Source organism: Cryobacterium sp. Y29, from assembly GCF_002929825.1.
In the GTDB taxonomy this organism is placed as follows: Bacteria; Actinomycetota; Actinomycetes; order Actinomycetales; family Microbacteriaceae; genus Cryobacterium.
Map to the genome: position 1 here is coordinate 317,097 of NZ_PJJN01000036.1, position 21,044 is coordinate 338,140.

The window sequence follows — 21,044 nt, forward strand, 5'->3', positions numbered from 1 at the left end:
GCCGTGGCAGCTTTCGTGCCGGGCTGTATCGAGCACGGCCACGGCACTCGCTGAGAAGGTCAGCCGTAGACGGGCGCGGAGCCGTGGCCCTCAGCGATGATGCGGTCGAGTACCTCGGGGGCGGTCGTGTTCTCGCCGAACCGATTGGGTTTGCCGGTGCCGTGGTAGTCACTCGAACCGGTGACATACAGCCCGAATTTGGTGGCGAGTTCGTACAGGCGCGCTGTGGGTTCCGGGTTGTTCTCGCGATGCTCGAGTTCGAGGCCGAACAGCCCCGCTCCCACCATCGTCTTCAGCCGAGATTCCGAGACCACGTCGGCGATACCCCGCGTGGCGGGATGGGCGATAACCGGCACTCCCCCAGCGGCACGCACGAGTTCGATCGCGCGTAACGGATCTGGCGCGTAGTGCGGTTGAAAATAGCCGGCCTTCCAATGCAAAATGTCGGCGAAAGCCGCGCTGCGGTTGAGCGCGTGACCGCGCGCGACGAGCGCGTCGGCGATGTGCGGCCGGCCGACAGTAGCACCGGGCGTAGTCTGGGCGAGTACATCGTCCCAGCTGAGGTCGTAGTCCATACCGATGCGGGCCACCATCTGCTCCGCCCGGCTCAGGCGAGCGGCCCGCACCCGCGTCACTTCGGCCAGTAGTGCAGAATCGGCCGGATCGAAAAGATATGCCAAAAGATGAACACTGGCGTACTGCACCCGCGTACTGAATTCCATTCCGGGAATAAGCGTGATCCCCGCGGTGCGCGCGGCAGTGGATGCCGCGGCCCAGCCCGCCGTAGAGTCGTGGTCGGTCAAGGCAACCGTTCCGAGCCCGGCACCGGCCGCCGCACGAACCAGTTCGGCCGGCGTTTCGGTGCCGTCTGACACGCTCGAGTGCGCGTGCAGATCAATCGGACCCTGAAATTGCCGCACGACTGCCATAACCCCATGCTAGTTGGACGCCCCCGCCTCTTCCCCGCGGTGCAACGCTGGGGATTCCCCAGAATTCTGATCTATGGTTCAGAATAATGTTCACGCGACTCCTCCGGGCACTGATTCTCCTTGCCGCCGCCTTTTTTCTGCTGGTCCTGACCTGGCCGCAGGCATTCGGCCTGCACACCGCCTGGGTCGTTGCGCATCTCGTCTCATTTCGTGCGATCGCCGTCATCGGCGCGATCGTTGGCCTCATTGTGCTTGGATTGCTCCGATTCATGCGGCCACTGCGCCCAATCCTCAGCATGGCCATGGTGCTGCTGATGTTATTCGCCGTGGCTAATGCCGGCATTCTTGCATCTCGCGGTTTCACCGCGATTACCGCCCGGGAAAACACGGGTCCAGCCGACGCCAAAACGGATGCCGACACCGTCACGGTGCTCAGTTGGAACACGCTCGGCGATGCTCCCGGCGCTGCGGTCATCGCAGAGCTAGCCCTCGCCCAGAACGCCGACGTCCTGACCCTGCCCGAGACAACGGAGGCGACCGGGGTTCAGATCGCCGAAATGATGCGCGAGGCCGGCCGCCCCATGTGGGTGCACACGCTCTCGTTCGATCTGATCTCCAAGGCTCGGTCAACGACGCTGCTGATCAGCCCCGACCTCGGTGACTATGCCGTGACCAACGCTGCGGGTTCCGGCCCGCCCGGCAACACCAACGTACTGCCCACCGTCGTGGCCGAACCGGTCGACGGGGGCGGGCCGACCATTGTTGCCGTGCACGCCGTCGCTCCGATTCAGTACGAGATGTCGAACTGGCGCAGCGACCTCGACTGGCTCGCCACCCAGTGCCAGGGCGACAACGTGATCCTGGCGGGCGATTTCAACTCAACGCTTGACCACATGGCCGGCCGGGCCAACGATGGCGTGACTGCTGTTCTCGGCAACTGCGCGGATTCCGCACTTTCGGCCGGTGCGGCAGCCGTCGGCACCTGGCCCACAAGCATTCCGGCGCTCCTCGGCAGCCCGATCGATCATGTGATGGCGACAGTGAACTGGCAGGTGACCACGCTGCAGGTTATCGAGTCGCTCGACGACGCCGGCAGCGACCACCGTCCGATCGTCGCCACTCTCACACCGGCCAGATAGTTTCTGCCGGATCCCGCATCCGCTTGGCGCAGCATCCGCACCAATATGATCGGCCACCGCCCAGAGTCCGGTGCCAGACTGGGGAGATGGCTGATACCACTGCTCTTCCTGTAATTCCCGCTGCGCGCTCGAACGAGAACCGTTCGACGACTCCCGGATCCACCGGTTTCAAATCGTTCATCGCGAGCGGCTGGGCTGAGCGCACGGATGCGCTGCCGGGTGCCCGCGAGCAGGCATCCTTCGCCGCCGCGCGCCGCGCACGCCTCTCGGCTCAGTACCCGGGGCAGCGCCTGATCATTCCGGCTGGCCGATTGAAACCGCGCTCCAACGACACCGACTACGCGTACCGCGCGCATTCAGCCTTTGCCTACCTGACCGGTTGGGGCAGTGACAGTGAACCCGGCGCTGTACTCGTGCTCGAACCGACAGCGGCCGGCGGCCACGACGCGACCCTGTACTTTCGAGAACGAGCCGGCCGCGACTCCGACGAGTTCTACGCCAATCCCGACATCGGTGAATTCTGGATCGGTCCGCGCCCATCGGTCACCCAGGTCGCGAGCGACCTCGCCCTCCACGTGCGTGGCATTGCCGAGCTCACTGGCGTGCTGAGCGCCGTCGACAGTGGAACGCTCGTACTTCGCGCGGCAGACCCGACCTTCACCGAGCAGGTCGACGAAGCCCGCCTGCGTTTTGCCGCCGAGCGCGTACTCGGGAGCAACGCCACTGACTCACCGTTCAGCATCGAAATAAACGCCGAGCACGAGCCTGACGCCGGTCTCACCCGCGACCTCTCCGAGCTGCGCCTGGTGAAGGACGCCTATGAAATCGCGCAGATGCGCCTCGCCGTCGCTGCAACAGCCCGCGGCTTCGACGATGTCATCGCCGATCTGCCCCGGTCAAGCCAGCACGCCCGCGGCGAGCGGCTGGTGGAGGGCGTCTTCAATACCCGCGCCCGCACCGACGGCAACACGGTCGGCTATGATACCATCGCAGCCTCCGGACCGCACGCGTGCATCCTGCACTGGACCCGCAACGACGGCGTCGTCGCCCCCGGCGATCTCATCCTGATCGATGCTGGCGTTGAACTCGACAGCTACTACACCGCCGACATCACCCGCACCCTGCCGGTCAACGGCGTGTACACCGACGTGCAGCGACTGGTGTACGAGACCGTGCGTGAGGCAGCGGATGCCGCCTTCGCCGTCGTTCGCCCCGGCGCTGTCTTTCGTGACGTACACGCCGCGGCGATGGCCGTGATCGCCCGGCGCACCGCCGAGTGGGGCATACTGCCGGTCACCGCCGATGAAGCCCTGCAGCCGGAGAACGGCCACCACCGCCGTTACATGGTGCACGGCACCAGCCACCACCTCGGCATCGACGTGCACGACTGCGCGCAGGCGCGCCGCGACATGTACCTGGATGGCGTGCTCGAACCGGGCATGGTCTTCACCATCGAACCCGGCCTGTACTTTCAGCCAGACGACCTCACCGTTCCGCCGGAGTTCCGGGGCATCGGCGTGCGGATCGAAGACGATATCCTGGTGACTCCCACCGGTGCCGAGAACCTCTCAGCCGCCATCCCCCGCACCGCTACAGAGGTCGAGGCCTGGATCGCCGCCGCTCAGCGCTAACACCATCACGGAAGCGAAAAGAGCACTCGTTCAGCGCGGCTGGCCCTGTGCTCTTTCGCTTTATCGCGAATTTTTACTCGTGCTCCACAGGGGCTGCTGGGTCAACAGGGGCGTCCGGGTCAACAGGGGCGGCCGGGCGTGCCGCAGCTGCCGATTCGTGTGAACTGCCACCCAGCAGGTTTCGCGCCCGGTTGATCAATTCGACGTCGACGATAATCTGATAGCTGGTCGCAATGACCTGCATGGTCGAGGTGAAGTCGCGTCGACGTCGGTTGATGGCATAGCTCGCAATACCCAGCAGCATGCCAAAACCGGCACCCATGATGAGAGCGGCGAAAACGAACGGCAGGCTCGACCCGGTGGGCGAGAACAGAAAGAACAGAATGCCGAAAAAGATTCCGAGCCAGGCACCGGATGCCGCCCCCGCGAGCGCGACCCGGCCATAGGTGAGTTTGCCGGTCACCCGCTCGACACTCTTGAGGTCGTTGCCCACGATCGAAAGCTGTTTCACCGGAAAGTCGGCCTTTGCGAGCGTATCGACCGCGGCTTGCGCATCGGCATAGGTGCCGTAGGTGGATAGCACCTCCCCGCGGGGCAACACGGGAGGAAGCACCGGGCGGCGTCGGGAGAAAAGGCTCTGGTTGGTCATCAGGCCATTCTTCCACGCCGTGCTGATCGTGAAATGTGCCTGATCAGCGATGTTCGATGTCGGATCGCACTCTGACATTTTCGCTGGGCCACTGAGAGTGGCCGTATTACCGCGCGGGTGGCCTAGATTTGTCATGTGAGTGCCACCAGAGTTTTTGTTGCCCGACTGGCCGGGTGCACCGTTTTCGACCCCGCGGGCGACCGCGTGGGCAAGGTGCGCGATGTTCTCGTGGTGTATCGAAAAAACGACCCGCCCAGCGTCGTCGGCCTGATCGTGGAGATCCCCGGCAAACGGCGCGTGTTCGTGTCGATCAATCGGGTCACCAGCATCGGCAGCGGCCAGATCATCACGACCGGCCTGATCAACGTGCGCCGCTACGAGCAGCGTGGCGGCGAAGTGCGCGTTATCGCCGAATTGCTCGGGCGCAAAGTGCTCTTCACCGACGGTTCCGGCGAAGCGACCATTGAAGACGTCGCGATCAAAGAAGGCACGGAGGCCGACTGGGCCATCAGCCAACTGTTCGTGCGCCGCCCCAAGACCAGCGCCTCGCCTTTCGTCAAGGGCGTCACGTCATTCGCGACCTGGGCCGAAGTGCGCGAAAAAGAGACCAAGGGCCAGGCGCAATCCGCCGAGCACCTCATCGCGACCTACTCCGATCTCAAGCCCGCCGACCTGGCCAATACCCTGCTGGACCTGCCGCGGGAGCGCATGTTCGAGGTGGCGGGCGAACTACCCGACGATCGCCTCGCCGATGTACTCGAGGAGATGCCCGAAACCGACCAGGTCGGAATTCTGACCAGCCTCGGCGATGCGCGCGCCGCCGATGTGCTCGACCAGATGCAGCCAGACGACGCGGCCGACCTCATCGCCCAGCTGCCGGAAGAGCGCGGCGAGCAGTTACTCGACCTGATGGAACCCGAAGAAGCCGAAGATGTACGTTTTCTGCTCTCCTACGCCCCCGACACCGCCGGTGGGCTCATGACGACCGAGCCGATCATCGTCTCGGCGGACGCCACCGTCGCCGAAGGGCTCGCCCGCATCCGTCGTCACGACCTGGCCCCAGCACTCGGCGCGGCGATCTGCGTGACCCTGCCCCCCTACGAAGCTCCTACCGGTCGTTTTCTGGGCATGGTGCATTTTCAGCGGATGCTGCGCTACCCGCCCCACGAACGCCTCGGCACGTTGCTCGACGCCGGCCTCGACCCGGTGACCGCCGACACCTCGGCCGCTGAAGTCAGCCGAATTCTCGCGAGCTATGACCTGGTTTCGGTGCCGGTGGTGGATGAGAATTACCGACTGGTCGGGGTGGTGACGATTGATGACGTGCTCGACTATCTGCTGCCCGACGACTGGCGCAGCCACGACGGCAACGACGATGTGCGCCGCCGGGCCGCTGCCCGCAGCGAATTGAGAACCGGCAGCATTCCGTTGCCCGGAGCGCAGAGGACATCTCGTGGCCCGCAATAACCGCGCCGACCTGCGCCTGGATGCGCCCAAGGGCCTGCGCACCGGCAACCTCGTAGGTCTTGGCCGCACTGGTCACAGCCGGGACAGCTTCGGCCGCTTCACCGAGGCCATCGCCCGCGGCATGGGGACCCCCTGGTTTTTGCTCGGGCTCACCCTGTTCGCCGTCGCCTGGATCTCCTGGAACACCCTCGCCCCGGAGGCGTGGCGGTTCGACTCGGTTGCGCTCGGGTTCATCGCGCTGACTCTCGTCTTGTCGATGCAGGCCTCCTATGCTGCTCCGATGATTTTGCTCGCCCAGAACCGGCAGGACGATCGCGACCGGGTGCAGTTCGAACAGGACCGGCAGCGCGCAGAACGCACCCTCGCCGATACCGAATACCTGGCTCGGGAGGTCGTGGCCCTGCGCATCGCGATCAAGGACATGGCCTCGAAGGATTTCATTCGCGCGGAACTGCGCACATTGCTCGAGCACCTGGATGAGCGCAGTCGCGCGGACGAGCGCAATCCCGTGGATGAACCTCCTGCCCCAAACAGCACCACGGAAAGCCGCCCGACCGCATGAATTCTGCCCCCGACACCATCCGCTCCCGTGTTTTCACCGCCCTGGCCGGGGTGACCGACCCGGAGATTCGCAAGCCCATCACCGATCTCGACATGGTATCGGGGGTGACGGTGAGCGACACTGGGCGGGTGAGCGTCGGCATCCGCTTGACCATTGCCGGTTGTCCGGCCGCTGCACGCATCGAGAGCGACGTTCTCGCCGCCGCTGAGTCGGTGTCCGGGCCAGGCCGCGCGAGCGTCGAGGTCGCCGTCATGACCCGCGAGCAACGCACCGCGCTCACCGAGAAACTGCGCGGCGGCCAGGCGGAACGCAGCGTGCAGTTCGGCCCGGAGTCACTCACCCGGGTCTACGCGATCACGAGTGGCAAGGGCGGCGTCGGCAAATCCACCGTCACGGCCAACCTGGCCGTGGCCCTGGCCGGGGAGGGACTGCGGGTGGGTATCGTCGACGCCGATGTGCACGGCTTCAGCATTCCCGGCCTGCTCGGTCTCGTGCATGACGGTCTCGCGGTCAAACCGACCCAGGTGGGCGACATGATCCTGCCGCCGATCGCGCACAACGTGAAGGTCATCTCGATCGGCATGTTCATCGACGATGCGTCGGCGGCGGTCGCTTGGCGCGGCCCGATGCTGCACCGCACGATCAAACAGTTTCTGACCGACGTGTATTTCGGCGATCTCGATGTGCTGCTGCTCGACCTGCCTCCCGGTACCGGAGACGTCGCCATCACGGTGGGCCAGCTTTTGCCACACGCCGAGGTCATCGTCGTGACCACCCCTCAGGCCGCGGCGGCCGATGTGGCCGAGCGGAGCGGAATCGTGGCCCGGCAGACCGGACAAAGCGTGTACGGCGTGATCGAGAACATGTCGGCGATGGTGCAGCCCGACGGTAGCTTGCTCGAACTGTTCGGTTCGGGCGGGGGCGCCGAAGTGGCCAGGCGACTCTCCGCCGGCCAGACAGCACCGGTTCCGGTGCTCGCGCAGGTTCCGCTGAGTCTGGCGCTGCGCACCGGCGGGGATGCCGGCCTGCCGGTCGTACTCGGCGCACCGGATGACCCCTCGGCCCGCGCTATTCTTGCGCTCGCCCACACTATGAAGACGCGCACTCGAAGCCTGGCTGGGCTCAGCCTGAAGCTCACGCCCCGCTGACGCCTACTCCTCGGGCTTGACCAGCGTCGCCGCGTGGTCGGGAACCTGGTGGTTGCTCTCGCGCGGCGGCCTCTCATAGTCGGAAGCCGGCGGGCGCGGCGGAATGTGCACCTTGGGTGGGTCGGTCTTCTCGTAGGGCACGAGGGAGAGCAGATGGCTGATCGCGTTCAGCCGGCTAGCTCGCTTGTCTTCACTCTCCACCACCCACCAGGGCGCTTCGGCAATGTCGGTGTGCACGAACATCTCGTCTTTCGCCTTGGAGTAATCCACCCACTTGGTAATCGACAGCACATCGGTCTCGGACAGCTTCCACCGACGCATGGGATCTTTCAGACGCGAACGAAACCGTCGTTCCTGCTCCAGGTCAGACACCGAAAACCAATACTTGACCAGCAAAATTCCATCTTCGACCAGCATCCGTTCGAACAGGGGGGCCTGATGCAGAAACCGACGGTATTCATCACTGGTGCAATAGCCCATGACCCGCTCGACACCGGCCCGGTTGTACCACGAGCGGTCCATCAGCACGATCTCACCGGTCGACGGCAGGTGCTCGATGTAGCGCTGAAAATACCACTGGCCGCGCTGGCGTTCGGTGGGCATCGGCAGGGCTACTACGCGCGCAACACGCGGATTGAGATACTGGGTGATGCGCTTGATCGCCGACCCCTTGCCAGCGGCGTCGCGGCCCTCGAAGATCACCACGACCCGCGCACCGGATGACTTCACCCATTGCTGCATCGTGACTAATTCGGCCTGCAGGCGGGCGAGCTCGGCCTCATAGACGGTCTTTGTGACGCGTTTGGGTTTCTTGACAGCAGACATCAACCTCTCTTTCCGCTCCGCACTACTCTTAAACGCATGCGATCTACGTGGATTCAGAATCGAACGGGGCCGGCCCGAGGGCGGTTTGGGCAGCTTCTCTGGCACGCTTACGTTTCAGGTAAGCGCCTCCAGGGTTGGGCTCGGCGCGAGAAATCGTCGCAGACTGGTCCTTGAACGGGTCTTCGTCGGCGAGGGCTTCCCGGATGATGCGGCGCGGGTCATACTGGCGCGGGTCCAGTTTTTTCCAGTCCAGATCGTCGAACTCCGGGCCCATCTCATCGCGCATACGATCTTTGGCACCGTTGGCCATGTCGCGCAGCTGCCGCACGAGACGACCCAGTTGGGCGGCATAGTGCGGTAACTTATCGGGGCCAAGCAAGAAGACAGCGATGATCCCGATCAGCAGAATCTTTTCGAACGTCAGCCCAAACATGTCCTTAGAGTAGCGCCCGGCGAGGCATCCACAGACCACACGCGCCACGGCCCTAGTCTTGACCTAATCATCTACTGGAGTTATTTGTGTCTGACATTGAACTGAACTGGAAATTTTCCGACGACTGTGTCGTGGAATCCGAAGCCATCATTCGAGCGCGCCAGCAATCCCTCGAGCTGGGAATCGACGCGATAACGCCCGCGGTCGGGGCGCAATCGGCCGTTCTGGCTGCTGCGACCGGGGCGCGCAGTATCCTCGAGGTCGGCACGGGGGCCGGAGTTTCGGGCATCTGGCTGCTGACTGGGGCTCCTGGCGCCACTCTCACGTCGATCGACACCGAGGTCGACCATCTGCAGCACGCCAAGGCGAATTTCGCCGAGGCGAAGGTTCCCGCCAACCGGGTGCGCCTGATCACGGGCAAGGCCAGCGAAGTCCTTCCGCGCATGAACGAGAATTCTTACGACATTGTGTTCATTGACGCCGACCCTCAGTCGGTCATCGAATACGTCGAACACGGACTGCGTCTGGCTCGTCCGGGTGGCACCGTGCTCGTCGCGCACGCTCTCTGGCGCGGCCGGGTGGCCGACCCAGCCCAGCGCGACGACGTCGCGACCGGCTTTCGCACATTGCTGACCGAGATTGCCGCGTCGAGCGCTGTCATCAGTGCGCTCTCCCCCGTCGGCGACGGCCTGCTGCAGATCACCAAGCTGCGCGCCTGACGCGCCCCCAGAACACCAGAACGGCCGCGCAGTTACTGCGCGGCCGTTCTGGTGTGTTACCTACAGGAACACGAGGTTACTTCGCCGCTGCGACAACCCCGGCGAGTGCATCGTGAAGTTCCTTGGCCTCGGCGTCGTTGACTGACACGACGAGCCGGCCCCCACCTTCGAGCGGTACACGCACGATGATCAGGCGTCCCTCTTTTACAGCCTCCATTGGCCCGTCTCCGGTCCGTGGCTTCATGGCCGCCATGAACTCCCCTTCCATTCGTCTGTGTACCACCATTATCGACTATCTCAGCCCGAGACGTAAATTCGGGTCGGACGCAGTGTCAGATTCGAGGGATGCACCCGCCCGTTAGGGCGGTGTCCAGTCGTACCCGTCGACGCCCCAGCAAATCAGCAGCCACCCCCACTGGCCGGCCACGAACAATACGACCATGGCCACGCGGTAGACCCGGCTGCCCGGCAACGCGGCCGCCCCAAGTAGGGGAAGCATCGGCATGAGCAGCCGAAACGTGCTCGACTGCGGAAAGAACACCGCGAGCAGGTAGAGACCGTAACTGGCCAGCCAGAGCCTCAAATCCACGCCAAGACGCCGGACGGCGGGAGTGAACAGCAACACGGTGAAGGTCAGAATAAGGGCGGTCACCACGACAATGCCCCAGGGGTTGCCGAGCCACCAGATCCCGCTCTGGAACCACGCGGTGAACGGGACCAGCTCCACATAGCCGATGTACGGCGCTCGCCAGGCCAGTTCAGTGTCGGTGTAGGCCATCAGGTCGCCGGTGGCTGCCCAAGCTGCGATCGGCCAGGCCACTCCCATCAGCGCGCTGAACAGGGCCACGGATGCCGCCAATATCCGCTCGTGACGGGGGAACGGGTCGCGGGCTCGGGTGACGAAGCGGTAGATGACATGCAGGCCGAGGGCGAGGGCGAATGCGAGCCCGCTGGGCCGGGTCAGGGCCATGACCGCGATGACGGGGTAGAGCAACCAGTAGCGGCGCTCCAGGAGTAGGTAGAGGGCGAGGGTCAGAAAAAACAGGTACATCGACTCGGCGTAGGCAAACTGCAGAATCGGCGATAGCGGGGCGGCGCAGAACAGCACGACCGCGAACAGTGCCGTGTTCGACGGCTGCACCCGCGCCATCAGGCGGTAGAACAGCAGGGCGGTCCCCAGGCTGAACACCACCGACACGAACACGGCCACGGGCGCCCACGGAAAGTTAGTCAGCTCCATGAGCAGCCGGGCCACGACCGGATAGCCAGGCATGAATGCCCAGGCATTTTCGCCCACCTGGCCGGTGTCGGTGATCGGCAGCACGCTCGGGTAGCCGAGCATCGCGACGATGTTGTACCAGCGCCCGTCCCACATGGTCGCGAAATCGGTGTATTTCGGGCTGGCACCGGTCCAGGCGTTGGGGCCCTGAACGCTCGCCAGCACGAGTATGAGGCTCGTTGTGACCAGTCGCGATAGCGCCCAAACCACGAACACTTTGCCCCACCACGGGGTCAGCCGGTAGCGGACGTGCCAGACGGTTGGCAGCCGGCGGGCGCGCTGACTATGGGCGATCGTGCGGCGGGGGCCGAGCATCCGCTCAGTCATTGTGCTGTCGCTGCGCTACCGAACGGATGCGCTCAGCCAGTCGCGCAGACCCTTCTCGCAGGCCGTGATCTCGGCCACGGCGACGCGTTCGTCGTCGGCATGAGCCTTGAGCGGGTCACCGGGCCCGTAGTTGACGGCCGGAACTCCGAGAGCCGAGAAGCGAGCGACATCGGTCCAGCCATATTTCGGGGTGGCCACGCCGCCGACGGCGGCGAGGAATTCGCGAGCGAGCGGGGCATCGAGACCGGGACGGGCACCCTCGGCCCGGTCGACGACGGTGAGATCGTAGCCGGCGAAGAGCTCGCGCAGATGGGCGACGGCTTCGTCGCCGCTGCGGCTCGGCGCAAAGCGATAGTTGACATGCACCATGCACTCGTCGGGGATGATATTGCCGGCGACGCCGCCGGTGATGCCGACCGCGTTGAGGCCTTCGCGGTAGACGAGGCCCTCGACCTCGACCTCGCGGGCCTCGTACCCGGCCAGAATGTTGAGAATAGGAGCGGCTTTGTGGATGGCGTTTTCGCCGACCCAGCTGCGCGCTGAGTGCGAGCGCAGCCCGAAGGTGCGAATCTCCACGCGCAGGTTGCCGTTGCAGCCGCCCTCGACCTGGCTCCGGGTCGGTTCCCCGAGAATGGCGAAGTCGCCCGCGAACAGGTCGGGACGATTGCGCGCGAGGCGTCCGAGGCCGTTGAGGTCGTCGGAGACCTCTTCGTGGTCGTACCACATCCAGGTCACGTCGACCCCGGGGTCGGTCAGTTCAGCGGCGAGCTTGAGCTGCACGGCCACGCCGGCCTTCATGTCGACGGTGCCTCGACCCCAGAGATACTCGGTGCCGTCGATGGTCTCGTAACGGGTGGGCAGGTTGTCGTTGAGCGGAACCGTATCGATATGGCCGGCGATGACGACGCGCTGGGCACGGCCGAGGTTGGTGCGGGCGACGACGGTGTCGCCGTCGCGAATGATCTCGAGGTGATCAAGACCGGCGAGGGCAGCCACGATCGCGTCAGCGAGGGCGGTCTCGTTGCCCGACACCGACTCCATATCGCAGATTTGCCTGGTCAGGTCGATCGAGGTCGCCGTTAGGTCGAGCACGGTGAGCTGTGCCGGCCTTGCGGCGGCGCTGGCGGGAGCGGCCGGGGCAGGAGTCAAAGAAGTCACTCTACTAATCTAGAGGTATGCCCTCTGTTGTTACCGAAAACGCCACATCCGCACCGACTCAGGCCTGGGGGTATGGTCTCGCCACCGTCGCCTCGGATGGCACCGTGCTCGACACCTGGTTTCCGTCCCCGGCACTCGGAGCATTGCCGACCGGCCGCGACCGCTGGATCGTTTCGGCCGAACTGTGCGAAGCAGCCGGTGACGACGCTCGCCGCGCGGTGCGTCTCGAGGCCATCACGGTGGAAATCACTCTCGATGCGGCGCCGGCAAGCACCTCGGATGCCTATCTGCGGCTGCACCTACTCTCGCACCTGCTCGTCAGGCCGAACACCATCAACCTCGACGGCATCTTCGCGCACCTGCCCACGGTGGTCTGGACCAATGCCGGCCCGATGCTGCCGGCCGACTTCGCCCGGCTACGCCCTACCCTGCAACGCGCCGGCATCCAGGCCAGCGGCGTCGACAAATTTCCGCCGCTGCTCGACTACGTCGTGCCGGTCGGCGTGAGAATAGCGGATGCCTCCCGCGTGCGGCTCGGCGCCCACCTCGCCCCCGGCACGACCGTGATGCACGAGGGCTTTGTGAATTTCAATGCCGGAACCCTCGGCTCCTCCATGGTCGAGGGCCGTATCTCGCAGGGTGTCGTGGTCGGTGACGGCGCCGACATCGGTGGCGGGGCATCCATTATGGGAACTCTGTCCGGCGGTGGAACGCAGCGCATCTCGATCGGCGCCCGCGCCCTGCTCGGTGCTAACTCCGGCGTCGGTATCGCCATCGGCGACGACACCGTTGTGGAGGCCGGGCTCTACGTCACGGCCGGTACCAAGGTTGTCTTGGTGGGAGAAGCAGTCACAGCCAACGGCGCCCCGTCCACGGTGAAAGCGGTCGAGCTTTCCGGCGTTCCGAACCTGCTGTTTCGCCGTAACTCCATCTCGGGTGCCGTCGAGGTGCTCGCTCGCAGTGGCAGCGGCATCACGCTGAACGCCGCGCTGCACGCCTAGACGGCGGCCGCCAAGCGGATGTCGGCGGGTTCCGCTAGCATCCGGGTAGCGGCATCCGTTCGGGTGGGGATCGCGCGATTCGCGAGGGAGTGATGTGGGCACCGACGCACCGCGCAGCAGGGGGCACCGTCGCGTTCGGCGGGTGTTGATCGCGCTCGGTATCGTGGTCAGCCTGGTTGTGGTCACCGCGGGTCTCGGGGTCTGGACGGTCACGCGGTCGTTTCCAACACTGGCCGGCACCATCGACATTCCGGGGCTCACCGACACGGTCACGGTCACCCGCGATGACGCCGGAATTCCCCAGATCACCGCGAAGACCGCTGCCGACCTGTTTCTCGCCGAGGGCTACGTGCATGCGCAGGACCGGTTTTGGGAGATGGACTTTCGCCGGCACATCACGAGCGGGCGACTGTCGGAACTGTTCGGAGAAAGCCAGGTCGGCACCGACACATTCGTGCGCACGCTCGGCTGGCGAGCCGTCGCCGAGCAGGAGGTTGCCCTTCTCGACCCGGTCAACCTCGGTTACTACCAGGCCTACGCCGATGGCGTGAATGCCTACCTGAGCACCCACCACGGAGCCGATCTGTCGCTCGAGTATGCCGTCTTGGGCCTCCAGAACCCCGGATACGAGGTGGAACCGTGGACCCCGGCCGACTCCGTCGCGTGGCTGAAAGCCATGGCCTGGGACCTGCGTTCCAACCTCGACGACGAGATCGACCGCGCCCTGCTGTCAACCACGCTCACCCCCACCGAGGTGAGCCAACTGCACCCGAACTTTCCGTCCGACCAGCACCCCACCATCACCGGCAGCCAGGCCATCACCAAGCCGTCACCCGGGGCGCTGGCCGCTCGGCCGAACGTTGATTCAACGGATATCCCCGCCGCCGACCACAGCGCCACCCCGGGCACCGAGTCCAACGCACCCGGTTCCAGTTCCGGTTCCGGTTCCGGTTCCGGTTCCGTCGATTCGTACGCGCGGGCTCTCACCGAGTTGCGCTCGCACCTCGGGTCGGTGCCTGAATTACTCGGACCGGCCGGCGGGGAGATCGGTTCCAATTCCTGGGTCGTCGCCGGGGCCCTCACCGACACCGGCAAACCCCTGCTCGCCAACGATCCGCACCTCGGCCCGGCGCTGCCCGCGGTCTGGTACCAGGTGGGGTTACGCTGCCAGTCGATCACAGTCGACTGCCCGTTCGACGTTGCCGGGTACAGCTTTTCGGGACTACCCGGCGTGATCATCGGGCACAATGAGCGCATCGCCTGGGGGTTCACCAACCTCGGCCCTGACGTCGCTGATCTCTATATCGAGAAAATCACCGGCGACAGCTACGAGTTGGACGGCGTTCTCAGGCCCCTGCTGCTGCGCGACGAAAAGATCTCCGTCGCCGGCGGTGACGACGTCAAGCTCGAGATTCGCTCGACCGAACACGGTCCGCTGCTGAGCGGTTTCGAGGGCACCGCCTACCCCCAGATCGCCAGTGACTTTCCGGAGGCGGCAGGCCTGCCTCCAACTCCGACCGCCGAGGCGGGTGCTGACCCGACCGGCACTGACCCAACTAGCACTGAGCCAACCACGTATGAGCTGTCGTTACAGTGGACGGCGCTCACGCCGGGGCATACAGCATCCGCTATTTTCGCCCTGAACCAGGCGACCGACTGGACCAGTTTTCGTGCCGCGGCCGCCCTGTTCGAGGTGCCGGCGCAGAACCTGACCTATGCCGACGTCGACGGAAATATCGGCTATCAAGCGCCCGGACTTATCCCCATTCGGGCCAGCGGCGACGGTACCCTGCCGGTGCCGGGCTATACCAGCCAGTATGGCTGGACCGGATACATCCCCTTTGACGCCCTGCCCAGCACGTTCAATCCGCCGAGCGGATACATCGTCACGGCCAATAACGCGGCCACCGACCAGACCTACCCCTACCTACTGACCGCCGATTGGGACCTGGGTTATCGGGCAAACCAGATCACGGCTCGGCTGCAGGAACTCATTGCCGCGAAGACCCCGCTGACCGCAGAGCTGATGAGCGAGATTCAGGGCGACAACTACAGCGCCATCGCGGCGGCACTGGTGCCGGCCCTACAGCAGGTGCGGCTCACCGGCGACGCCACCGAAGCACAGAAGTTGCTCGACGGCTGGGACTACCAAATGGACGCCGACAGTGCCGCCGCCGCGTATTTCAACGTGATCTGGCGCACGCTTGTGCACGATATATTTACCGGCAAGATTGACGCGGGCGCTGCCCTCACCGGCGGTGATCGCGCCTTCTCCGTGATCACGAGCCTCCTCGCCGAGCCGAACTCCCCGTGGTGGTCCAACGCTGCCTACGGAACCGTCGGGCAGAACAGCATGCTGCGCCGAGTAATGACGGATGCCGCGGTCGAGGCTGCCGACCTCATGGGATCGAACCCGACGGACTGGCAGTGGGGCAGCATCCACACCCTTGAGCTCACCAACCAGAGCTTCGGCAAGTCCGGGATTGCCCCGCTGGAATGGTTGTTCAACCGCGGTCCGTACGAGCTCGCCGGAAGTTCAGCCGTCGTCAACGCGGTCGGCTGGGATGCCACCTCGGGCTACCAAGTGGACTGGGTACCGTCGATGCGACAAGTCGTCAGCCTGGAGAACTTCGACGACTCCAGCTGGATCAACCTCACCGGGGCATCCGGGCACGCTTTCCACCCCAACTACACCGACCAGGCGCCGCTCTGGCGCGACCACGAAACCCGCCCCTGGCTGTTCACCCCCGCTGCCATCAACGGCAATGCGGCCAACACCCTGACCCTCGAGCCGGCGTCGTAGGGAGAAGCTCCCCTAGCCTCATTTAGAACGGGACACCAGCCTGTGGATAAGTTAAATGGGATCGTAGTAATCCGGTCTATGGTGACCGCATGCGAAATCCACCACGTCGCCGCCGCGTGCACAGAGTTGTGCTCGCTGCTGGTAGCTTAACGCTCGCCGTCGCGACGTTGAGCGGATGCTCCGCCGCTCCCGTACCCACCGAAACAGCAGTGCCGGTCCCGTCAGAAACCGCCAAGCCCACCGATTCGCCCCCGGTCTTTGCCTCCAACGACGAGGCCCTGGCTGCCGCCAAGGCCGCGTATACGAAATACCTCTCCCTCGGCGATTCTGCCGGTGCAACAGATTCTGATTCTTGGAAGGAATACTTGGCCCTCACGACAGGAACGGAACACGATGGTGCAGCGCAAGCGGGCAAGCTGATGAAGGAAAAAGGCTGGTCCTTTACCGGAGTCACCCTGTTTGATTCGATGACCATTCAGTCGTCACGAGCCTTGCCAGATTCTACTTGGGAGATACGCACTTATTTGTGCCTAGACCTGAGCGCCTCCGACACTGTCAACGAATCCGGTGACTCTGTAGTCAAACACGACGAGCCCCGCTCGCCGATGATCGTTGTCTTCGTTACACCCGATAAAAATTCGCGACAATTGCTGATTTCGGAGTCCCCCATATGGTCCGGTTCAAACTTCTGCTCGTAATCACAGCCCTGGCAACGATGACTCTCACCCTTGCAACTTCAACGCCCTCCCACGCGGATCTTACTGACTGCACCTTTTCCCAGAAGAAAGCGGGACTCTGCCCGGATGGTCCGGAAACGGGCGGGAAGGCTATCGGCGGCGGCGTTGATCTGACGGCAGATACCACCACGGGCTCAAGCGGTACCGGAACCTCAAGTCACCCACGACGAGGACTCGGGGGAACAAACACCCTGGCGCCGCCGAGAGTGTGCGCAAACGGCGACCCGGCGAAGCCCGGCATCAACACCATCCCCTGCGGCAACGGCTCCTTCCTACCCTTCGCCCGCCCCAACACCCCCACAACCCCCTGCACCGTATGCTCCCCCTCAACCATCGTGAGCGTCACCGACCTGCAAAACTTCCCCGCCTACGCAGCCCCCACAAACATGGAACCCAACGGCTGGACCATCGTCGGACTGCCCACAAATTTCTGGGCCGACGCATCCGCGCAAATCCAAGAAGGACTACTCCTCGGCGAACCCGCCCAAGTCATGTTCACCCCGACAAGCTACCGCTGGGACTACGGAGACAGCAACACCGCCTCAACCCCAACAGGCGGCTCGAACTGGACAACACTCAACCTCACCGAATTCTCCAACACCACCACCAGCCACACCTACACCACCAAAGGCACCTACACGGTCATCCTCACCGTCGACTACCGCGCCGACTACAGCTTCGGCGACCAAGGCTGGCGGCCCGTCGAAGGCGTCGTCACCGTGCCATCAGCCCCCTTCACCGTTATAGCCGCCAAAGAATCCACCGTGCTCGTCGCCGAAGACTGCAACACCAACCCCCGCGGACCCGGCTGCTGAACCGACACAACCACCACACGCCCGACATCGACACGTTCACCACAACGCCGTGTTCGCGTTGGTCATAGCGACGGCGTCCCAACCTCGAATCACCGCTACTGCTACCTCGCCCGTAACCCGAGCGATAAGACTCTCCCCTACCGTGCTGTCTGGGTGTACCCACAAGGTTGAAACCCGCACTGCACCGCTTCAATCCGTGGGCTGCTATCGGGATTTAGACTCGAGGTAGGTTACAGCCTCGGTTGCGGACCAGCCCTGGGGGTGCGCGGCACGCAAGGCGGTGACCCCGTCGAGGTCAGTACCGAGAGTGACCAGCGGCAACTCCTCGTATCCATCTCGCCGGGTCTGGCTGAGTCCGACGTTGGCCGTGAGGGCGTTGCACAAGCATTTGCGGCCGGCGGCCTCCCCGCTGGAACCGCCCTTGCGCACAAACGTCGCAACCGGTTCGGCTGGGCACCGGTAGCCAAGCACTCCGGGGGCGCGTTCGTACGGCACCCGGAGATAACCGAGATCGCACAGGCGCGGGCGCTCTTCATACAGGGTGGCGTCCGACAGGGTTCCCGGCAGCGTCGCGACTTTGAACGGGAATCCTGTCGAGGAGGCCAGCGGATCGGTACGAATCTCCAGCCCCTGGCTGTCGATTTGGCGGAGCAGCTGCTCCCGCAGGGTCTCGTCGAGGCCGGATTCGGCCGCGAGGGCGAACAGCGTCCCCACCTGAACGCCAGCAGCACCATTCGCGAGGGCTTCGCTGACCCGCTCGGGGGTGCCGTAACCACCGGCGACCCAGAACGGCAGGCCGACCGCTGCGACCTTCGCCAGATCGGCATCATCCCGGGGGCCGTAGACGGGTTGGCCGTCGTCATCGAGGGAACCGCGTCCGCGCGGAGGCGCATTGTGCCCGCCGGCCCGCGGCCCTTCGATGATGAAGCCGTCGGGACGCGTGGACTCCTCCCGGGTCAGGTACACAGCGAGCACATGGGCAGCGACGATCGCCAGAAAACGGGGGCGGTGTAACGGCGGCAGTCCTCCACCGGTCAGGGCTTCCGGATCGAACTCGACGGAGTATCTGGTGGTGGAGTTCTCGACGTGCAGGTCGAGCGCCCGGGTCTCGTGCCGGGCCAGCCCGGTGAGCAGCGCAGGTATCTCGGCCGGGATTCCAGCTCCCATCAACACATAGTCGACGCCAGCCAACATTGCTCCATAGGCCGCGCTCGGCGTGGCCAATTGCACCTTCTCCAAAAAATTGATGCCGACCAGACCATCGTGTCCCTCCTTGGCCAGCCAGACTTCGACGAAGTTCGCGACAACACTCAACTCAAGCGATTTCACGAGCGGATGCTGGCTGACCTTCGCGATGGGAAGGTATGGAATTCCAGAGCGACGGCCACCGTCCCGAAAGTATTTCCGCAGTACGCGGTCGGCCAGGGCCGGCACCGGGAAGTGAGCCAACGCGCGGCGCACGTGGCCACCCGCGTCGCCGTCCTGCAAGCGCCTTGCGATGACCGTGTCGAGAGCGGTACCGCTGACGACACCGAGCTGCCCCGCCTTGGACACCGCGCGGGCGAGTTGCCACGATGACACGGCAACGCCCATGCCGCCCTGAATGATGGTCGGCAGCGCCTGCGTTGGGCGCGGAGTCGTGGGAGTGGCCGTCGCAAGTATCACGGACGCAGTCATCTGGAGCAGAGTCATGGGCGAACCTTTCAGTGACGGACACCACGGCTGGGCGCCCTTTCACAGACTATTCCCGTGCATATTCCGCCCCACGAATACGTTCCGCAGGTCCATGCCAGCTCTGGTCAAAAGCAAAAAGCTGAAAGCGGAAGGCAGACGGCGGACGGCGCACTCAACGAGGGACAGCCGACGCCCGGGCGATGCTGGGCGTCGGTCCGCACGCTCGTCCGTGCGGAAGTACCCACAAATAATCACTGCGCCGTCGCTCGAAGCAGGCCACCACGTCAGCGCCCCTCACGCCAGACGACAGTCACCAGAGCACATCACAGCGATTGCTCTTCAGGCATCCACCCGTTGCCAGCGCGACCGCGCTAGCAACCCGTGGTTGCGCCCCTGTTCGTAGTGAGCGGGGTCTTCACCCCTGGGTCATTTGCGCAGGAAGAGTGCAGGAGCGATGCTATTTGCGGGGGTAGTCGCGGGCCGGGGAACCCACGTAGAGCTGCTGCGGGCGGCCGATCTTGGTGGCCGGATCCTCGTTCATCTCACGCCAGTGCGCAACCCAGCCGGGCAGACGACCGATCGCGAAGAGCACGGTGAACATGCGCGTCGGAAAGCCCATCGCCTTGTAGATGACGCCGGTGTAGAAGTCGACATTGGGGTACAGGCGACGTTCCTTGAAGTAATCGTCATTGAGCGCAATGTGCTCAAGTTCCTGCGCAATGTCGAGCAGGTCGTCCTGCACGCCCAGAGCGGCCAACACCTCATGGGCGCTCTCCTTGACCAGGGTGGCGCGCGGGTCGTAGTTCTTGTAAACCCGGTGCCCGAAGCCCATGAGCTTCACGCCCTGCTCTTTATTCTTGACGCGTTCGACGTACTTTTCGACGCCCTGGCCAGATGCCTGGATCTCACCGAGCATCGATAATACGGCTTCATTGGCTCCGCCGTGCAGCGGTCCGAACAGCGCGTTGATGCCAGAGGAGACCGACGCGAATAGGTTGGCCTCCGTCGAGCCGACCAGGCGCACCGTCGAGGTCGACGCGTTCTGCTCGTGATCTTCGTGCAGCATGAGTAGGCGTTCAAGGGCCTTACTGACGACCGGGTTGATCTCGTAGGGCTCGGCCATGTTGCCGAAGTTGAGCTTGAGAAAGTTGTCGACGAAGCTCAGGGAGTTGTCGGGGTAGAGAAAGGCCTGACCGACGCTCTTCTTGTGCGCGTAGGCGGCCATGACCGGCAGCTTGGCCAGAAGGCGAATGGTCGAAATCTCGACCTGTTCCGGGTCCCTCGGGTCGAGCGAGTCCTGGTAAAAAGTGGACAGTGCCGAGACGCCCGAGGCGAGCACACTCATCGGGTGCGCCTTGTGCGGCAGGGAATCAAAGAACCGACGCATGTCTTCGTGCAAGAGCGTGTGATGGCGGATGCGATCGTCAAAGTTAGCCAGTTCACTCGCGCTGGGCAGATCACCATAGATCAACAGCCAGGCCGTCTCGAGAAAGTTCGAGTTCTGAGCGATCTGTTCGATCGGATACCCGCGATAGCGCAGGATACCGGCGTCACCGTCGATGTAGGTGATCGCGGAGCGAGTTGCCGCAGTATTCACGAAACCGTAGTCCAGCGTGGTGAGGCCGGTTTTCTTGGTCAGGGTGGAGATGTCGATGCTCGACACGCCGTCCACACTGGTCAGGATTGGGAACTCTGCACTCCCGCCGGGAAAAGTAATGGTGACCTTATTCGGGTCAGCGCTCATCGGT

At 64.3% G+C, this 21,044-nt stretch carries 19 protein-coding genes; 10 read left to right on the forward strand and 9 right to left on the reverse strand.

Translation table 11 applies throughout. From position 1 onward, the window contains the following. Positions 1–59 precede the first annotated feature (59 nt). On the reverse strand, positions 60–929 hold the full coding sequence (locus CXY74_RS14660) for a PHP domain-containing protein (protein WP_104201087.1): 870 nt from the start codon (positions 927–929) through the stop codon (positions 60–62). Positions 930–1,015: 86 nt separating this feature from the next. Between CXY74_RS14660 and CXY74_RS14665 the strand changes: the two genes are divergently transcribed. After that, positions 1,016–2,068: an endonuclease/exonuclease/phosphatase family protein gene (locus tag CXY74_RS14665; protein ID WP_104201088.1), complete on the forward strand. Its 1,053-nt coding sequence runs from the start codon at positions 1,016–1,018 to the stop codon at positions 2,066–2,068. 86 nt (positions 2,069–2,154) lie between these two features. After that, positions 2,155–3,699, forward strand: coding sequence for an aminopeptidase P family protein (locus CXY74_RS14670; protein ID WP_104201089.1), 1,545 nt, complete (start codon positions 2,155–2,157; stop codon positions 3,697–3,699). A 73-nt stretch (positions 3,700–3,772) separates the two neighbouring features. Here the strand turns inward: CXY74_RS14670 and CXY74_RS14675 are convergent, their stop codons facing one another. Further along, positions 3,773–4,348 (reverse strand): general stress protein, encoded by a 576-nt coding sequence (locus tag CXY74_RS14675; protein ID WP_104201090.1) that lies wholly within the window; start codon positions 4,346–4,348, stop codon positions 3,773–3,775. A gap of 135 nt (positions 4,349–4,483) precedes the next feature. Here CXY74_RS14675 and CXY74_RS14680 point away from each other — a divergent pair, with 135 nt between their 5' ends. The 3 genes from CXY74_RS14680 to CXY74_RS14690 are packed head-to-tail and all read left to right on the forward strand — an operon-like array spanning position 4,484 to position 7,525. Then, positions 4,484–5,815 (forward strand): magnesium transporter MgtE N-terminal domain-containing protein, encoded by a 1,332-nt coding sequence (locus CXY74_RS14680; RefSeq protein ID WP_104201091.1) that lies wholly within the window; start codon positions 4,484–4,486, stop codon positions 5,813–5,815. Further along, positions 5,802–6,377 carry a DUF1003 domain-containing protein gene (locus CXY74_RS14685; protein ID WP_104197538.1) on the forward strand — a complete coding sequence of 192 codons (576 nt, stop codon included), beginning with the start codon at positions 5,802–5,804 and terminating at the stop codon, positions 6,375–6,377. Before CXY74_RS14680 ends, CXY74_RS14685 begins: the two co-directional genes overlap by 14 nt. Then, complete coding sequence (locus tag CXY74_RS14690) at positions 6,374–7,525, forward strand: Mrp/NBP35 family ATP-binding protein (RefSeq protein ID WP_104201092.1); 1,152 nt, start codon at positions 6,374–6,376, stop codon at positions 7,523–7,525. Before CXY74_RS14685 ends, CXY74_RS14690 begins: the two co-directional genes overlap by 4 nt. A gap of 3 nt (positions 7,526–7,528) precedes the next feature. Here CXY74_RS14690 and ppk2 read toward each other — a convergent pair whose 3' ends face one another. Beyond that, positions 7,529–8,350, reverse strand: coding sequence for a polyphosphate kinase 2 (gene ppk2, locus CXY74_RS14695; protein WP_104197536.1), 822 nt, complete (start codon positions 8,348–8,350; stop codon positions 7,529–7,531). A gap of 43 nt (positions 8,351–8,393) precedes the next feature. Then, on the reverse strand, positions 8,394–8,783 hold the full coding sequence (locus tag CXY74_RS14700; RefSeq protein ID WP_104201093.1) for a twin-arginine translocase TatA/TatE family subunit: 390 nt from the start codon (positions 8,781–8,783) through the stop codon (positions 8,394–8,396). 86 nt (positions 8,784–8,869) lie between these two features. On the opposite strand from CXY74_RS14700, the gene CXY74_RS14705 reads away from it, so the two are divergent. Further along, positions 8,870–9,502 (forward strand): O-methyltransferase, encoded by a 633-nt coding sequence (locus tag CXY74_RS14705; RefSeq protein ID WP_104192976.1) that lies wholly within the window; start codon positions 8,870–8,872, stop codon positions 9,500–9,502. Between the two features lie 76 nt (positions 9,503–9,578). On the opposite strand, the gene CXY74_RS14710 is transcribed toward CXY74_RS14705, so the two are convergent. From CXY74_RS14710 to dapE, 3 genes are all read right to left on the reverse strand, one after another. Next, positions 9,579–9,755 (reverse strand): DUF3117 domain-containing protein, encoded by a 177-nt coding sequence (locus CXY74_RS14710; RefSeq protein ID WP_092108645.1) that lies wholly within the window; start codon positions 9,753–9,755, stop codon positions 9,579–9,581. Between the two features lie 105 nt (positions 9,756–9,860). Beyond that, positions 9,861–11,108 (reverse strand): hypothetical protein, encoded by a 1,248-nt coding sequence (locus CXY74_RS14715; protein WP_233193424.1) that lies wholly within the window; start codon positions 11,106–11,108, stop codon positions 9,861–9,863. A 15-nt stretch (positions 11,109–11,123) separates the two neighbouring features. Further along, complete coding sequence (gene dapE / locus CXY74_RS14720) at positions 11,124–12,257, reverse strand: succinyl-diaminopimelate desuccinylase (RefSeq protein ID WP_199183255.1); 1,134 nt, start codon at positions 12,255–12,257, stop codon at positions 11,124–11,126. 26 nt (positions 12,258–12,283) lie between these two features. On the opposite strand from dapE, the gene dapD reads away from it, so the two are divergent. The 4 genes from dapD to CXY74_RS14740 all read left to right on the forward strand — a co-directional run bounded on the left by dapD (position 12,284) and on the right by CXY74_RS14740 (position 17,622). Beyond that, the gene (gene dapD / locus CXY74_RS14725) at positions 12,284–13,267 is read left to right on the forward strand and encodes a 2,3,4,5-tetrahydropyridine-2,6-dicarboxylate N-succinyltransferase (RefSeq protein WP_104201094.1); all 984 of its coding nucleotides are present in this window, start codon (positions 12,284–12,286) and stop codon (positions 13,265–13,267) included. Between the two features lie 94 nt (positions 13,268–13,361). Next, positions 13,362–16,070 carry a penicillin acylase family protein gene (locus CXY74_RS14730; RefSeq protein WP_104201095.1) on the forward strand — a complete coding sequence of 903 codons (2,709 nt, stop codon included), beginning with the start codon at positions 13,362–13,364 and terminating at the stop codon, positions 16,068–16,070. A gap of 89 nt (positions 16,071–16,159) precedes the next feature. Further along, positions 16,160–16,768 carry a hypothetical protein gene (locus CXY74_RS14735; protein ID WP_146070155.1) on the forward strand — a complete coding sequence of 203 codons (609 nt, stop codon included), beginning with the start codon at positions 16,160–16,162 and terminating at the stop codon, positions 16,766–16,768. A 245-nt stretch (positions 16,769–17,013) separates the two neighbouring features. Continuing rightward, a complete protein-coding gene (locus CXY74_RS14740; protein ID WP_146070156.1) occupies positions 17,014–17,622 on the forward strand; it encodes a hypothetical protein in 609 nt (202 codons plus the stop codon). Between the two features lie 204 nt (positions 17,623–17,826). Here the strand turns inward: CXY74_RS14740 and CXY74_RS14745 are convergent, their stop codons facing one another. Then, the gene (locus CXY74_RS14745) at positions 17,827–19,314 is read right to left on the reverse strand and encodes a nitronate monooxygenase (protein ID WP_370446160.1); all 1,488 of its coding nucleotides are present in this window, start codon (positions 19,312–19,314) and stop codon (positions 17,827–17,829) included. Between the two features lie 439 nt (positions 19,315–19,753). After that, positions 19,754–21,040 (reverse strand): citrate synthase, encoded by a 1,287-nt coding sequence (locus CXY74_RS14750; RefSeq protein WP_104201178.1) that lies wholly within the window; start codon positions 21,038–21,040, stop codon positions 19,754–19,756. Between the last annotated feature and the right edge of the window lie 4 nt (positions 21,041–21,044).

Bases quoted from the DNA above. Each gene is read 5' to 3' on its own strand.
- CXY74_RS14660 (WP_104201087.1), bottom strand. From the start codon at position 929: ATGGCAGTCGTGCGGCAATTTCAGGGTCCGATTGATCTGCACGCGCAC.
- CXY74_RS14665 (WP_104201088.1), top strand. From the start codon at position 1,016: ATGTTCACGCGACTCCTCCGGGCACTGATTCTCCTTGCCGCCGCCTTT.
- CXY74_RS14670 (WP_104201089.1), top strand. From the start codon at position 2,155: ATGGCTGATACCACTGCTCTTCCTGTAATTCCCGCTGCGCGCTCGAAC.
- CXY74_RS14675 (WP_104201090.1), bottom strand. From the start codon at position 4,348: ATGACCAACCAGAGCCTTTTCTCCCGACGCCGCCCGGTGCTTCCTCCC.
- CXY74_RS14690 (WP_104201092.1), top strand. From the start codon at position 6,374: ATGAATTCTGCCCCCGACACCATCCGCTCCCGTGTTTTCACCGCCCTG.
- ppk2 (WP_104197536.1), bottom strand. From the start codon at position 8,350: ATGTCTGCTGTCAAGAAACCCAAACGCGTCACAAAGACCGTCTATGAG.
- CXY74_RS14700 (WP_104201093.1), bottom strand. From the start codon at position 8,783: ATGTTTGGGCTGACGTTCGAAAAGATTCTGCTGATCGGGATCATCGCT.
- CXY74_RS14710 (WP_092108645.1), bottom strand. From the start codon at position 9,755: ATGGCGGCCATGAAGCCACGGACCGGAGACGGGCCAATGGAGGCTGTA.
- CXY74_RS14715 (WP_233193424.1), bottom strand. From the start codon at position 11,108: ATGACTGAGCGGATGCTCGGCCCCCGCCGCACGATCGCCCATAGTCAG.
- dapD (WP_104201094.1), top strand. From the start codon at position 12,284: ATGCCCTCTGTTGTTACCGAAAACGCCACATCCGCACCGACTCAGGCC.
- CXY74_RS14735 (WP_146070155.1), top strand. From the start codon at position 16,160: ATGCGAAATCCACCACGTCGCCGCCGCGTGCACAGAGTTGTGCTCGCT.
- CXY74_RS14745 (WP_370446160.1), bottom strand. From the start codon at position 19,314: ATGACTCTGCTCCAGATGACTGCGTCCGTGATACTTGCGACGGCCACT.
- CXY74_RS14750 (WP_104201178.1), bottom strand. From the start codon at position 21,040: ATGAGCGCTGACCCGAATAAGGTCACCATTACTTTTCCCGGCGGGAGT.